General features: G+C 59.9%; 16 protein-coding genes and 1 pseudogene. 10 read left to right on the forward strand and 7 right to left on the reverse strand.

What is annotated here, in order from left to right; all coding sequences use genetic code 11:
- Positions 1-74: 74 nt before the first annotated feature.
- Positions 75-1349, reverse strand: a complete 1275-nt coding sequence (locus tag ACODSV_RS34290; RefSeq protein WP_024073482.1) for a uracil-xanthine permease family protein — start codon at positions 1347-1349, stop codon at positions 75-77.
- A gap of 2 nt (positions 1350-1351) precedes the next feature.
- Positions 1352-1990, reverse strand: a complete 639-nt coding sequence (upp, locus tag ACODSV_RS34295; protein ID WP_024073483.1) for a uracil phosphoribosyltransferase — start codon at positions 1988-1990, stop codon at positions 1352-1354.
- Positions 1991-2154: 164 nt separating this feature from the next.
- Here upp and ACODSV_RS34300 point away from each other — a divergent pair, with 164 nt between their 5' ends.
- The 4 genes from ACODSV_RS34300 (at position 2155) to ACODSV_RS34315 (ending at position 4340) form a co-directional block, all read left to right on the forward strand.
- The gene (locus ACODSV_RS34300; protein ID WP_024073484.1) at positions 2155-2712 is read left to right on the forward strand and encodes a hypoxanthine-guanine phosphoribosyltransferase; all 558 of its coding nucleotides are present in this window, start codon (positions 2155-2157) and stop codon (positions 2710-2712) included.
- A 3-nt stretch (positions 2713-2715) separates the two neighbouring features.
- Positions 2716-3183, forward strand: coding sequence for a WbuC family cupin fold metalloprotein (locus ACODSV_RS34305; RefSeq protein ID WP_024073485.1), 468 nt, complete (start codon positions 2716-2718; stop codon positions 3181-3183).
- A 35-nt stretch (positions 3184-3218) separates the two neighbouring features.
- On the forward strand, positions 3219-3704 hold the full coding sequence (locus tag ACODSV_RS34310) for a hypothetical protein (RefSeq protein ID WP_024073486.1): 486 nt from the start codon (positions 3219-3221) through the stop codon (positions 3702-3704).
- Between the two features lie 348 nt (positions 3705-4052).
- Positions 4053-4340 carry a PA4642 family protein gene (locus ACODSV_RS34315; protein ID WP_017845962.1) on the forward strand — a complete coding sequence of 96 codons (288 nt, stop codon included), beginning with the start codon at positions 4053-4055 and terminating at the stop codon, positions 4338-4340.
- A 61-nt stretch (positions 4341-4401) separates the two neighbouring features.
- Here ACODSV_RS34315 and ACODSV_RS34320 read toward each other — a convergent pair.
- The 3 genes and pseudogenes from ACODSV_RS34320 to ACODSV_RS34330 all read right to left on the reverse strand — a co-directional run.
- Positions 4402-4515: pseudogene (locus tag ACODSV_RS34320) on the reverse strand (outer membrane lipoprotein carrier protein LolA); the annotation flags it as partial.
- Positions 4512-6020, reverse strand: a complete 1509-nt coding sequence (gene mqo, locus ACODSV_RS34325; protein WP_024073488.1) for a malate dehydrogenase (quinone) — start codon at positions 6018-6020, stop codon at positions 4512-4514. The gene mqo and the pseudogene ACODSV_RS34320, both read right to left, overlap by 4 nt.
- Positions 6021-6747: 727 nt before the next feature.
- Entirely contained in the window at positions 6748-6981 is a 234-nt protein-coding gene (locus ACODSV_RS34330; RefSeq protein ID WP_150054200.1) for a hypothetical protein, read from the reverse strand.
- Between the two features lie 193 nt (positions 6982-7174).
- Between ACODSV_RS34330 and ACODSV_RS34335 the strand changes: the two genes are divergently transcribed.
- The gene (locus ACODSV_RS34335; protein ID WP_150054199.1) at positions 7175-7759 is read left to right on the forward strand and encodes a YajG family lipoprotein; all 585 of its coding nucleotides are present in this window, start codon (positions 7175-7177) and stop codon (positions 7757-7759) included.
- Positions 7760-7815: 56 nt separating this feature from the next.
- Here ACODSV_RS34335 and ACODSV_RS34340 read toward each other — a convergent pair whose 3' ends face one another.
- A complete protein-coding gene (locus ACODSV_RS34340; RefSeq protein WP_024073491.1) occupies positions 7816-8025 on the reverse strand; it encodes a hypothetical protein in 210 nt (69 codons plus the stop codon).
- A gap of 182 nt (positions 8026-8207) precedes the next feature.
- Here ACODSV_RS34340 and ACODSV_RS34345 point away from each other — a divergent pair, with 182 nt between their 5' ends.
- Positions 8208-8465, forward strand: coding sequence for a GNAT family N-acetyltransferase (locus tag ACODSV_RS34345; RefSeq protein WP_454843895.1), 258 nt, complete (start codon positions 8208-8210; stop codon positions 8463-8465).
- Between the two features lie 122 nt (positions 8466-8587).
- Here ACODSV_RS34345 and ACODSV_RS34350 read toward each other — a convergent pair whose 3' ends face one another.
- Positions 8588-9751 carry a 1-acyl-sn-glycerol-3-phosphate acyltransferase gene (locus tag ACODSV_RS34350; protein WP_190300996.1) on the reverse strand — a complete coding sequence of 388 codons (1164 nt, stop codon included), beginning with the start codon at positions 9749-9751 and terminating at the stop codon, positions 8588-8590.
- Positions 9752-9882: 131 nt separating this feature from the next.
- Here ACODSV_RS34350 and ACODSV_RS34355 point away from each other — a divergent pair, with 131 nt between their 5' ends.
- The 4 genes from ACODSV_RS34355 to ACODSV_RS34370 all read left to right on the forward strand — a co-directional run bounded on the left by ACODSV_RS34355 (position 9883) and on the right by ACODSV_RS34370 (position 11967).
- Positions 9883-10065 carry a CPXCG motif-containing cysteine-rich protein gene (locus tag ACODSV_RS34355; protein WP_150055557.1) on the forward strand — a complete coding sequence of 61 codons (183 nt, stop codon included), beginning with the start codon at positions 9883-9885 and terminating at the stop codon, positions 10063-10065.
- Positions 10066-10076: 11 nt separating this feature from the next.
- Positions 10077-10337, forward strand: coding sequence for a putative signal transducing protein (locus ACODSV_RS34360; protein ID WP_024073494.1), 261 nt, complete (start codon positions 10077-10079; stop codon positions 10335-10337).
- Between the two features lie 37 nt (positions 10338-10374).
- Complete coding sequence (locus ACODSV_RS34365; protein WP_024073495.1) at positions 10375-10995, forward strand: SOS response-associated peptidase; 621 nt, start codon at positions 10375-10377, stop codon at positions 10993-10995.
- Positions 10996-11148: 153 nt separating this feature from the next.
- Complete coding sequence (locus ACODSV_RS34370) at positions 11149-11967, forward strand: M48 family metallopeptidase (RefSeq protein ID WP_041160843.1); 819 nt, start codon at positions 11149-11151, stop codon at positions 11965-11967.
- The last annotated feature ends 223 nt before the right edge of the window (positions 11968-12190 follow it).

Genomic DNA, 12190 nt, shown 5'->3' on the forward strand with positions numbered 1-12190 from the left:
CAGTCGCTACATGTGTGACTGATACACCGCCATCGGGGGCAAGCCCCCTCCCACATTTGGTTTTGCGTTGGCAGTTAGAGCAGCGGTTCGTCAGGCTTTTTGTTCTTCCAGCCATCATTGCCCGGCAGCAGCAGGTTCAGACCAATCGCGACCACCGCACACAAGGCAATGCCCTTCAGGCCGAAGTCGTCCGGCCCCGTGCCGGTACCCACCAGCACACCGCCAATCCCGAACACCAGGGTCACCGACACAATCACCAGATTGCGCGCCTCCCCCAGGTCGATCTTGTGGCGGATCAGCGTGTTCATGCCCACTGCGGCAATCGAGCCGAACAACAGGCATAGAATCCCGCCCATCACCGGCACCGGGATGCTCTGCAGCAGTGCGCCGAACTTACCGATAAACGCCAGGCTGATGGCAAAGATGGCGGCCCAGGTCATGATCTTCGGGTTGTAGTTCTTGGTCAGCATCACCGCGCCCGTCACTTCGGCGTAGGTGGTGTTCGGCGGGCCGCCAAACAGGCCAGCGGCCGTGGTGGCGATGCCGTCGCCCAGCAAGGTGCGGTGCAGGCCCGGTTTTTTCAGGTAGTCGCGCCCCGTCACGCTGCCCACCGCGATCACGCCGCCGATATGTTCGATCGCCGGAGCCAGGGCTACCGGGACGATAAACAGGATCGCCTGCCAGTTGAACTCCGGCGCGGTGAAGTGGGGCAGGGCGAACCACGGTGCGGCGGCGATCTTCGCCGTGTCGACCACGCCAAAATAGAATGACATGGCAAAGCCCACCAGCACGCCGGAGATGATCGGCACCAGGCGGAATATGCCTTTGCCGAACACCGCCACGATCAGTGTGGTCAGCAACGCAGGCATCGAGATCAGCATCGCCGTCTGGTAATGGATCAACTCGGCACCGTCGCCGGATTTACCCATCGCCATATTGGCGGCAATCGGCGCCATGGCCAGGCCGATGGAGATGATCACCGGGCCGATCACGACCGGCGGCAGCAACCGGTCGATGAAGCCGGTGCCCTTGATCTTTACCGCAGCGCCTAGGAAGGTGTAAACGAAACCGGCCGCCATCACCCCGCCCATGGTCGCCGCCAGGCCGAACTGCTGCTTGGCGAGAATGATCGGGGTAATGAAGGCAAAGCTCGACGCCAGGAATACCGGCACCTGCCGCCCGGTCACCAGCTGGAACAGCAGCGTGCCCAGGCCGGCGGTGAACAACGCGACGTTTGGATCAAGACCTGTAATCAGCGGCATCAACACCAGCGCGCCAAATGCCACGAAGAGCATCTGTGCGCCAGACAGGATCTGGCGCCAAAGCGGGTCGTTGAATTCATCCTGCATGCTCACGCGTCCTTCTGCTTGGTACCGAAGATCTTGTCGCCGGCATCGCCCAGGCCCGGGATGATGTAGCCGTGTTCGTTCAGGCGTTCATCGATGGAGGCCGTGTAGATCTGCACGTCCGGGTGGGCCTTCTCGACAGCGGCGATGCCTTCCGGCGCGGCCACCAGCACCATCGCGCGAATGTCCTTGCAACCGGCTTTTTTCAGTAGGTCGATGGTGGCGACCATGGAACTGCCGGTGGCGAGCATCGGGTCGATGATCATCGCCAGGCGCTCGTTGATTTCCGGTACGAGTTTTTCCAGGTACGTGTGCGCCTGCAGGGTTTCTTCATTACGGGCCACGCCCACGGCGCTGACTTTGGCGCCCGGGATCAGGCTGAGTACACCTTCGAGCATGCCGATACCGGCCCGCAGGATCGGTACCACGGTGATTTTCTTACCGGCGATTTTCTCGACCTGGACGGGACCCGCCCAACCGGGGATCTCGTAGCTTTCCAGGGGTAAATCCTTGGTGGCTTCGTAAGTGAGCAACGCTCCGACTTCCTGAGCAAGCTCACGGAAGTTCTTCGTGCTAATGTCGGCGCGGCGCATAAGGCCGAGCTTGTGTCGGATCAGCGGATGGCGGATCTCGCGAGTGGGCATGGGAAAGGCTCCGGCGGCGGGCAAAAAAACCGGCCTAGATTAATCTATCCGAGGGTGTTGTCCTATAGACATCTAGTACGTTAGTCCATTAAGGCTTGAACGTTGCGCCTCACATGCGTACCTTTGCCCGCTTTTCTTGCCACAGCACCCCCTTGGAGAGCGCCATGTCCGCTGATCTCGAGCATATCCGTCAAATCATGCGCGAGGCTGACTGCCTGTACACCGAAGCGCAAGTCGAAGAAGCGATCGCCCGGGTCGGCGCACACATCACTCGCGAGATGGCCGATACCAACCCGGTGGTCTTCTGCGTGATGAATGGGGGCCTGATCTTCGCCGGTAAATTGCTGACTCATCTGCAATTCCCGTTGGAAGCGTCCTATCTGCACGCCACCCGTTACCGCAACGAAACCAGCGGTGGCGATCTGTTCTGGAAAGCCAAGCCGGAAGTCTCGTTCATCGACCGCGACGTGCTGATCATCGACGACATCCTTGATGAAGGGCACACCCTGGGCGCGATCATCGACTTCTGCAAACATGCCGGCGCGCGCAAAGTACACACCGCCGTGCTGATCGACAAAGATCACGACCGCAAGGCGCGTCCTGAGTTGAAAGCCGATTTCGTCGGTCTGCCGTGCATCGATCGCTACATCTTCGGTTACGGCATGGACTACAAAGGTTACTGGCGCAATGCCAATGGGATTTACGCCGTCAAAGGGATGTAAGGCATGACTCGCTTTCTTGACCAGACGTTGTTTGCCGAGTTGGCCGAGAAAGCGGCCGCCAGCTCCCGTGGCCGGCACCACCATAACTTCCATCAGATGGAAGAGCCGTGCCATCGCCTGGCGGTGGGCCTGCAACCCGATACGTATGTACCGCCTCACCGTCACCTGAGCGCGGACAAGGCTGAAACGCTGCTCGTGCTCAAGGGGCGCCTGGGCTTGTTGGTGTTCAGCGAGGCCGGCGAGGTGCTTGCCCAGCGTGTGATGCAGGCGGGCGGTGAATGTTCGGGTGTGGATCTGCCACCGGGTGTGTTCCATGGCTTGGTGGTGCTGGAGCCCGATACTGTGATGTTCGAGTGCAAGGCCGGGCCCTATCGGCCGGTTGGTGAGGGTGAACTGGCTGACTGGGCGCCCCGCGAAGGCGATGCCGATGTGGCGCAGTATCAACGCTGGATGCTTGCCCACTTCGATTGAGCTACAGTGCTGGGCCATCTTCTGCGGAGCGGCCCATGAGCCTGTTGATACGCACCTGCGCCGCCCTGGCGCTGACCTTGAGCCTGCCCCTGGCCGCCGCGCCTGCGCCGATGCACAGTCAATTCCTGCCGCCGGACGACCTGGCCTTGCGCGCCGAAGCGCCTGACCAGCAGCAACTGCTGCAAATTACCGAATATGCAGTGGTGGTGGGTAACCAGCGTCAATCCACCCAGCAGCCGATTCCGGTGACCTCTCCGTTGATGATTCGACTCAAGGGCAAGTCCTTGAACAAGGGCGCGACCATCGCCCAGGTGGTCCTCAATTTCGATGCCGAAAGCAAAAGCCTGAAAAAGCCGGCATACGATGACAAGAGTAAAACCTTGACCCTGTCGTACCCGGTGACCCAGTACCGAGTGATTGTCGACTTGCTGCGCAATGACACGGTATATGTGCAGTTCCTCAGTTACGCCAATGGGCATATCTGGGCGGATTTGCATACCGGGGCTGTTCGTACCAAATAGCAAAAACACTGAAGAACTAATGTGGGAGGGGGCAAGCCCCCGATAGCAGTGTGTCAGTCGCTACATGTGTGACTGATACACCGCCATCGGGGGCAAGCCCCCTCCCACAGTTTGATCTGCATTCATCAGGTAGGCCTCAGTTGGCTTTTGCGGTCTTGGAGCAACGGGAGTTGTACTGGTGTACTCGATTAAAAATGTGGGAGGGGGCTTGCCCCCGATGAGGGCCTGTCAGTTGATGCATCTGTGGCTGATCCACTGCCACCACATTGGTTCTTCAGCGCTTTCGAAGCCCGCGCCTCGCAGGTAGACTTCAAACCCCGTGTAAATGTCTGCAGGCTGGAGTCGGTAATGCGTAAAGATAAGAAACAGGTGATTGGCGACGAAATCGGCGACGATCAAATCAAGTTGTTCCTGGACTTCGAGCCAGTTGACGCGACTTCACCGTCCCTGCACAAACTGATCAAGGCCTATCGTGGCCTGCGTATCGACGATTTCGAACGCTTCCTGGGCTTCTTCAAGGCTGCTGGCCTGGACCTGGACGGCAAGGACGAGCATGGCCAGACCTTTGTCGACCTGATCAAGGACCAGCGCAACGCCGCCGAGTACATCGAGCTGATCGACAACGCCCGCGGCTGACGCTTGCGAGGCATAAAAAAACGCCCCGCTCTCAGCCTGAGAGCGGGGCGTTTTTGCTTTTAACTGTAGGAGCGAGCTTGCTCGCGAAGAACGCAAGGGCACCCCGTTTAATCAGGTGCCCCGCATTATCGTTGACGATTTTCGCGAGCAAGCTCGCTCCTACAGGGGCGATCAAGCGTAGCTTTCAGCCTCGTTGCTTTGCTCTACAAGCTCCAGGCTGATGTTGTTCTGCGCATTGATCTTGCGATACAGCTCAGCATCGGTTTCCAACACTTTTTCCCGGGCCGGGAAGATTTCATGCAGCTTGGTGGCCCATTCGCCGGCAGTTTTTTCCGGGAAGCAGCGCTCGATCAGTTCCAGCATGATCGACACCGTTACCGACGCGCCAGGAGAAGCACCCAAAAGCGCCGCCAACGAACCGTCCTTGGCTGCGACCAGTTCGGTGCCGAATTGCAGCACGCCGCCTTTCTTCGGATCTTTCTTGATGATCTGCACGCGTTGGCCGGCCACTTCCAGGCGCCAGTCCTCGGCTTTGGCTTCCGGGTAGAAGCGGCGCAGGGATTCAAGGCGCTGCTCCATGGACTGCATCACTTCGCTGACCAGGTACTTGGTGAGGTCCATGTTGTCCCGTGCCACGGCCAGCATCGGCCCGATGTTGCCGGCGCGCACGGACAGCGGCAGGTCGAGGAACGAGCCATGCTTGAGGAACTTGGTGGTAAAGCCGGCGTAAGGCCCGAACAGCAGGGACTTCTTGCCATCGACCACGCGGGTGTCCAGGTGCGGCACGGACATCGGTGGCGAACCCACCGCGGCCTGGCTGTAGACCTTGGCCTGGTGGTGCTTGACCACTTCCGGGTTGTCGCAACGCAGCCACTGCCCGCTGACCGGGAAGCCGCCAAAACCTTTGCTCTCTTCGATACCCGAGGCTTGCAGCAGGGGCAGGGCCGCACCACCGGCGCCGAGGAACACGAACTTGGCGTCCACATCACGGCTGTTGCCGCTGTTGACGTCCTTGATGCTCACAGTCCAGCCCGCGCCGTTGCGCTTGAGGCCGGTCACGCGCTTGCAGTACTTGACCTGGGCGTCCGCCGAGCTGGTCAGGTGGCTGAGCAGTTGGTTGGTGAGGGCGCCGAAGTTGACGTCGGTGCCGTTCACGACACGGGTTGCCGCGATTTTTTCGTCCAGCGGGCGGCCTGGCATCATCAGCGGCATCCACTCGGCCATCTCGCTGCGGTCTTCGGTGTAGTGCATATCCGAGAACGCGTGGTGCTGGCTGAGGGTTTCAAAGCGCTTCTTGAGGAAAGACACGCCTTTTTCGCCCTGAACGAAGCTCAGGTGCGGCACCGGGCTGATAAAGGACTTGGACGAGCCAAAGGTGCCTTTTTTGGTCAGGTACGCCCAGAACTGCTTCGACACCTCGAACTGGGTGTTGATGTGCACGGCTTTCTTGATGTCGATGGAACCATCGGCGGCCTGGGGGGTGTAGTTGAGCTCACACAGGCCAGCATGACCGGTACCGGCGTTGTTCCACGGGTTGGAACTTTCCGCGGCACCCGAATCCATCAGCTCAACGACTTCCAGCTTGAGGCCGGGGTCGAGCTCTTTGAGCAGTACGGCCAGGGTGGCACTCATGATGCCGGCCCCTACCAGTACTACGTCGACTGCTTCGTTATGCGCCATTTAACGCGTCTCCAAAATCTGCAGCACCAAATTGACGGCATGGCTGCCAGGAGTGACGGGGCGGTTCACGTGTTGCCCCAGGTTACCCATGGCCAGGATCGCCATGTCCGATTCGCAATTCTTTGCAACTTCAGCGCACGCTTCCTGCCGGGCTAATCTGCCTATGAACGCATTCATGGGCGCCTGTGGCAATTCGACTTATGGTCAAAGCGTGCGATTCGTGCAACCAATCCGTAGCGGACAGGATCAAGCCAGCGTTTTTGAGGCGTGCTCGTTCCTTTGTGGTTGGGCTGTTCCAGACGCTGATGGTGCTTGTACAAACGCCAAACTATTCATTTGCTCGCCACACTCTTGTGAAGTTGTGAAAACCCGTTTTTTCACGCTCTTTTGAAGACGTGAACCTCAAAAAAGGGCTGCCCAGTCTGGCACCTGGCCCGCGACACCTCTGCCGACATGCGGCAAAACGGGCAAACAACTCAAGTGGCCGAGCGCAATGGCAGCTCTGGCAGATTCGGTAAAGAAGGGTGGTTTGCAAGGAAAACAGCAAGCGCGCCAGCTTCACTCGATCTGTGTGGGCGGCTCTCTGTGGGCGATTCTTGGGGGTTAATACCGAGGCATTAACGATGCTGCGAGGCCCGATCAGGAGACGTCCTTATAATCGGGGGGAGATTGTAGCGAAGAACGCTAAGGAAATGGGCGTGTTTTATGACTTTTATTAGGTGTTCGGTCAGGCGGCCAACGGCTGGTGACTTGGCGCCTGCGCAGGGCGCTGGCTGATGCGCGCGCGCGCTGGCAAGGGGGGGTGCATCCAGCTCAAGCGAATTTCGTCGATTTCTACCCAACCTTCGCCGACCGGCGGCAGGCTGCACTCTTTGAAGGCCTGGCAGCGGCCTTGGGCATCGAGCAGGGCAAACTGGCGAAGGGCGGGCTTGCGAGAGAACAGTGACCAGAGAAAATGCATGGGATCGACCTCCTTGGATTGAAACCAAGCATGCGCGCCCACGATGACGCACTCGTGTATCAGCGGTGACATATCTGTGACACCGAACCGCTACATCGCCAGCGGGTCATAGGTTGTAACTGGCGCTAGTTCCCGGCAATGGCCGCCCGCTATACTGCCGCGCTGTCGGTACTCGATTTCTGGAGAGAAGAGCATGTTGCAACGCCTGTTGTTCGGTTTGATCACTGTGACCAGTTTGACCCTGGTTGGCTGCGCCAACAGCCCGCAACAACTCAGCCCGCAGCCGATAATCACCACGCAGTTGGCGCCCGTGGGGCACGGCCAGCCGGTGTCGGTGCGTGTAGTGGACGGTCGTCCATCACCCACCCTGGGCTCCCGTGGCGGCTTGTACCCGGAGACCGCACTGGTGTCGGTGAACGCTGCCGATGTGCTGCCCAAGCTGCAAGCCCAGGCCGAAGCCGCCGTGCGCCTGCTGGGTTTTACCCCGGCCAATTCGCCGGGCGCCCCTCAGTTGACCATCACCCTGGCCGAGCTGAAGTACCAGTCGCCCAAGGAAGGCCTGTATGTGACCGAAGCCTCTATTGGCGCAACGTTCAAGTCTGACGTCACTGCCGGCACCCGTCGCTACAGCGGCCGTTATGGTGCGTCCCTCAATCAGCGCTTCGGCATGGCGCCGAACCAGGAGACCAATACCAAACTGGTCAGCGATGTGCTCAGCGACGCCCTGACCCGTCTGTTCAAGGACCCAAGCATCGGCTCCTTGCTCAGCTCGCAATAACCGCTCAATAAAAAACCGGGCCCAGCGATGGGCCCGGTTTTTTTGTGCCTTCGGTTTCAGGCTGCGGTGTCGATACAAAAGTCCAGCAGGCTCACCCCTGTCAGCAAATCAGCCTCCGGCAAGTCTGCATGTTGATGCCCGCCAAGGGCGCAATACACCAGCCAGTGGCGGTCCTGGACGTTGAATGCCAGGCCGTCGACCAGCGCCTCCTGCTCATCGCTTTGGGCGATCAGATACAGCCGATCCTGGTTCTGCGCGTGCAACATGACAAGCTCCCGAGCGTTCGAAGGGCAACAGAGTGGCCTGTTAAGGTGACGTTCAGGTGACGCCGTAAATTACTGGATACATTAGCCGTCAATGGAGGAAGGAGTTGGACGGCGCAGGAGGTGACTATCCTTCAGGTTTGTATCTGAATGGATACCAGAATACTGATTCACCGAGGTGTGTGATGGCACTGCCCGCACTGCTGATCAATGCTGTTGCCTTATTAGTGGCTTGCCCGGGTGCAGTGCTGCTGTTCATTACCCGCTTTCGCGAGCAGCGTGCGATGGCCGACCTGGCTGCGCAGAGCGAAGAGCGCGCGATCGACCAGCCGATGCTGTTCCTGGATGCGCGCACCGAACGGGCGCATCGCCTGGCCTATCGCATTGGCTTTGCTTGTCTGGGACTGTCGCTGGCTATGTCCTGGCTCAGCACCCACCTGTAAAAACACCGCAAAACAACGGTGGGAGGGGGCTTGCCCCCGATGGCGATGTTTCAGTCGACATAGGTATTGACTGATCCACCGTCACCGGGGGCAAGCCCCCTCCCACCTGTTTGTTTCAGTGTTTACAGAGGAATTCCGGCTTTAACGCGGTACTGGTTGCGAACTGGCGTTGCATATTGCACCACCAGGAACGGCCGGTGCTCGGCCGGGCATTCATTCAAGCGCCGTTCCCACTCGGCTTGTGCCTTGGCCAGTTCGTCCGCCGGGAAGACATCTGTCGCCGTGGGCACCTGCAATTGCGGGTCGGCATCGCTCCACTGGGCGTACGCCAGGTAGTGCACCGGGAACAAGCGATAACCCCCGAGGATCTGCCGGTCCATTTCCGCCGCGAGCAGCTTGGTATCTTCGAAACGCTCGGTGATCGGCGCCGCGAAGTTCACATGCACACGACCCTTGTAGCCGGTGATGCCCAGCGCAATGCTCACATCGTCCTCGCCCGGCGCCTTGCAGTAGGTGCCGGTGGTGGCGCGGATGTACAGTTCGCGGGCCTTGGCAGCATCGCAGGGGTCGTATTCGTAGCTGATCGACACCGGCGTCAGGTTCAACGACTGGATCACCTCGGCAAACGGCTCGTCCTTGCGGCTGACGTGGAACATCTTCAGGATCGCCGATTCGGTGCGGTCATCCCCATCCTTGGCGCGGCCTTCGGCCTGGGCGATCCAGATCGACTGGCAGTCGTTGCGGATCGAATGGTTGATGTACGCCGACAGCAGCTGATAGGCCGCCATTTTTTCTTTTCGCCCAGTGATCGAGCGGTGCACGATGAAGCTCTTGTTCAAGCGCATCAGGTCGCTGACAAATGGCTTTTGCAGCAGGTTGTCGCCGATGGCGATACGCGGTGTCGGCAGGCCGGCGTGGTACACGGCGTAGTTGACGAAGGCCGGGTCCATCACGATATCGCGGTGGTTGGCCAGGAATACGTAGGCGGTGCCCGACTTGAGTTGCTCGACGCCGGTGTAGGTCACGCCGTCGGTCGCCCGGTCAATGGTGTGGTCGACGTAGTACTCGACTTTGTCCTGCAGCGTGGCCACGGTGGTCACACCGGCGAATTCGCGGCGCAGCTTGCGGGCGATCATCGGCTTGAGCAGCCAGCCCAGGGCGCCGGCAAAGCGCGGGAAGCGGAAGTGGGTCAGGATGTCCAGAAAGGCCTTGTCACTGAACAGCCGGTCCAGTACTGCCGGGACTTCGCTGTCGTTGTAAGGTCGGATGGTATCGAATTCGCCCATCATGCTCTCTTGTTAGAAACGGCTAGGGTAAGTAGAGGAAATACCAGGGTGCGGCCGCAATATTGGCTCTGCCGTGAATAGCCCTGTAAATAGACCGGCGATTATACGCACAAGTCACTTGGGAGACCGCGATGCTGGAAGATGCGACGTACGATTGTCCTTATTGTGGTGAAGAGGTCGAGACAGCGGTGGATCTGTCGGGGGGTGATCAGACCTATATCGAAGACTGCCAGGTGTGCTGCCGCCCGGTCACTTTCAATCTGCAGGTCCATGGTGACGAATGGATGCTGGAAACGCGCAGCGAAAACGAATAACGGGGGCGCCCATGCAGCGAATCTACGAACCGGAAAACCTGATGGAAGGCGAGCTGCTGCAACAGATGCTCGCCAGCGAGGGCGTCGAGGCGCACCTGGTGGGGCGGCATTTGCTCGGCGGCACCGGCGAATTGCCGATTTTCGGGCTGTTGGGTTTGGAAGTGGATAATGACCAGGCCGCGTATGCTCGCGAGCTGATCACCGCTTATAACGGCGCGCAACCGCTGCCCGGCGATGAACCCGACAGCTTCCCCGACGTGTTGGTCTGTTAGGCTGTCGGTCGGTTTACCCCAAGAGTCGTGTTGCCCCATGTGTGGACGTTATGCCCTGTTTCGCTGGAACCCCTCCTTTGCTGCCTTGCCGGGTTTTCCGGCAGACCAGCAGGCCCAGTGGAACATCTCCCCGAATGATTCGGTGCTGATCCAGCGCGCCACCGACGGCCAGCGCACCCTGGCCCGCGCCCGTTGGGGCCTGACCCCAGCATGGCTGACCGACCTTTCCCGCACCCCGGCCCATGCCCGTGCCGAAACCCTGGCCGAGCAACCGATGTTTCGCGAGGCCTTTCGCCAGCGTCGTTGCCTGCTGCCGGCCAACGGTTTCTACGAATGGCGCGGCACCCAGCGCAAGCGCCCGTACTGGCTGACACCGGGCGAGGGTTCGACGCTGTTTTTTGCGGCGATCTGGGAAGCCTATCCGGTGCAGGAACAGGTGTGGCTGAGCACGGCAGTGGTGACCCAGGCGGCGCAGAGCCAGCGCCGGCCGTTGATTCTGGATGCGGCGGGGCAGGAGGCCTGGCTCGATCCTGAAACACCGTTGCATGTGTTGCAGGGCTTGTTGGCCAGTGAGCCGACCGCGTTGCGCGAGCGGGTACTGGCCAATATGGTGAACGATCCGAAGCTCAATGGCCCGGAATGCCTGACGCCGGGTTGAGCCTTGAACTGATTGGTCAAGCGCCGCTGTCGAGTCCTGTGGGATGTATCTGAAATTTAGCGGCTACACGTCTGGTGTATCTGGCGTCGATACAATTCACCGCCTACGATACGCGCCATGTTTTCAGGGCTTTTTTTCAGGGAGAGTATGTTGATGAAGAAATCATTGGCCGTAAGTGTGTTGGCAGCAGCGGTACTGCTGGCCGGGTGTCAATCGGTCAACACCACCAGCGGTGGCGCCGTTGGGGTTGAGCGCAAGCAATATATGTTCAGCATGCTGTCGAGCCAGGAAGTCGACCAGATGTATGCGCAGTCCTACCAGCAGACCCTGGGCGAAGCCAGTAGCAAAGGCCAGTTGGACAAGACCAGCGCCAACGCCAAGCGCGTGCAGGCTATCGCCAACCGCCTGATCGCCCAGGCGCCCACCTTCCGCCCGGATGCGGCGCAGTGGAAGTGGGAAGTCAACCTGATCAAGAGCGATGAAATGAACGCCAATTGCGGGCCTGGCGGCAAGATCTTCGTGTACAGCGCCTTGATCGACAACCTCAAGCTCACCGATGACGAGTTGGCCGCAGTGATGGGCCATGAAATCGCCCACGCCTTGCGCGAGCATGGACGTGAAGCCATGTCCAAGGCCTACGGCATCGAAATGGCCAAGCAGGGCGCCGGTGCGTTGTTCGGCCTGGGCCAGGACAGCCTGGCGCTGGCCGACACCGTGGCCAACTACGGCATGACCTTGCCTAACAGCCGCAGCAATGAGAACGAAGCAGACCTGATCGGCCTGGAACTGGCGGCCCGCGCGGGCTACAACCCGAATGCGGCCATCACGCTATGGAACAAGATGGCCAAGGCTTCGGAAGGCGCGCCACCGGAATTCATGAGCACTCACCCGGCCTCCGACAGCCGGATCGCCTCGTTGCAGGCAGCGATTCCGAAGGTGATGCCGCTCTACCAGCAGGCCAAAAAATCTTGATCCTGTGAAGGTCTAAATGTGGGAGGGGGCTTGCCCCCGATAGCGGTATAAAGCCAGTGGAGATATCGACTGGCGCACCGCAATGGTGGGCAAGCCCTAACACCTGTCAGTTAGGAGATAGAACGGGCAAACAGCAACCTGTGGCGAGCGGGCTTGCCCCGCGTTGGGCTGCGCAGCAGCCCCAAAACACAACCCCGGAGCTGCCTGGCACCCTACAGCGCTC

It is taken from the genome of Pseudomonas sp. FG86 (genome assembly GCF_057808775.1).

Bases quoted from the DNA above. Each gene is read 5' to 3' on its own strand.
- ACODSV_RS34290 (WP_024073482.1), bottom strand. From the start codon at position 1,349: ATGCAGGATGAATTCAACGACCCGCTTTGGCGCCAGATCCTGTCTGGC.
- upp (WP_024073483.1), bottom strand. From the start codon at position 1,990: ATGCCCACTCGCGAGATCCGCCATCCGCTGATCCGACACAAGCTCGGC.
- ACODSV_RS34300 (WP_024073484.1), top strand. From the start codon at position 2,155: ATGTCCGCTGATCTCGAGCATATCCGTCAAATCATGCGCGAGGCTGAC.
- ACODSV_RS34305 (WP_024073485.1), top strand. From the start codon at position 2,716: ATGACTCGCTTTCTTGACCAGACGTTGTTTGCCGAGTTGGCCGAGAAA.
- ACODSV_RS34310 (WP_024073486.1), top strand. From the start codon at position 3,219: ATGAGCCTGTTGATACGCACCTGCGCCGCCCTGGCGCTGACCTTGAGC.
- ACODSV_RS34315 (WP_017845962.1), top strand. From the start codon at position 4,053: ATGCGTAAAGATAAGAAACAGGTGATTGGCGACGAAATCGGCGACGAT.
- mqo (WP_024073488.1), bottom strand. From the start codon at position 6,020: ATGGCGCATAACGAAGCAGTCGACGTAGTACTGGTAGGGGCCGGCATC.
- ACODSV_RS34330 (WP_150054200.1), bottom strand. From the start codon at position 6,981: ATGCATTTTCTCTGGTCACTGTTCTCTCGCAAGCCCGCCCTTCGCCAG.
- ACODSV_RS34335 (WP_150054199.1), top strand. From the start codon at position 7,175: ATGTTGCAACGCCTGTTGTTCGGTTTGATCACTGTGACCAGTTTGACC.
- ACODSV_RS34340 (WP_024073491.1), bottom strand. From the start codon at position 8,025: ATGTTGCACGCGCAGAACCAGGATCGGCTGTATCTGATCGCCCAAAGC.
- ACODSV_RS34345 (WP_454843895.1), top strand. From the start codon at position 8,208: ATGGCACTGCCCGCACTGCTGATCAATGCTGTTGCCTTATTAGTGGCT.
- ACODSV_RS34350 (WP_190300996.1), bottom strand. From the start codon at position 9,751: ATGGGCGAATTCGATACCATCCGACCTTACAACGACAGCGAAGTCCCG.
- ACODSV_RS34355 (WP_150055557.1), top strand. From the start codon at position 9,883: ATGCTGGAAGATGCGACGTACGATTGTCCTTATTGTGGTGAAGAGGTC.
- ACODSV_RS34360 (WP_024073494.1), top strand. From the start codon at position 10,077: ATGCAGCGAATCTACGAACCGGAAAACCTGATGGAAGGCGAGCTGCTG.
- ACODSV_RS34365 (WP_024073495.1), top strand. From the start codon at position 10,375: ATGTGTGGACGTTATGCCCTGTTTCGCTGGAACCCCTCCTTTGCTGCC.
- ACODSV_RS34370 (WP_041160843.1), top strand. From the start codon at position 11,149: ATGAAGAAATCATTGGCCGTAAGTGTGTTGGCAGCAGCGGTACTGCTG.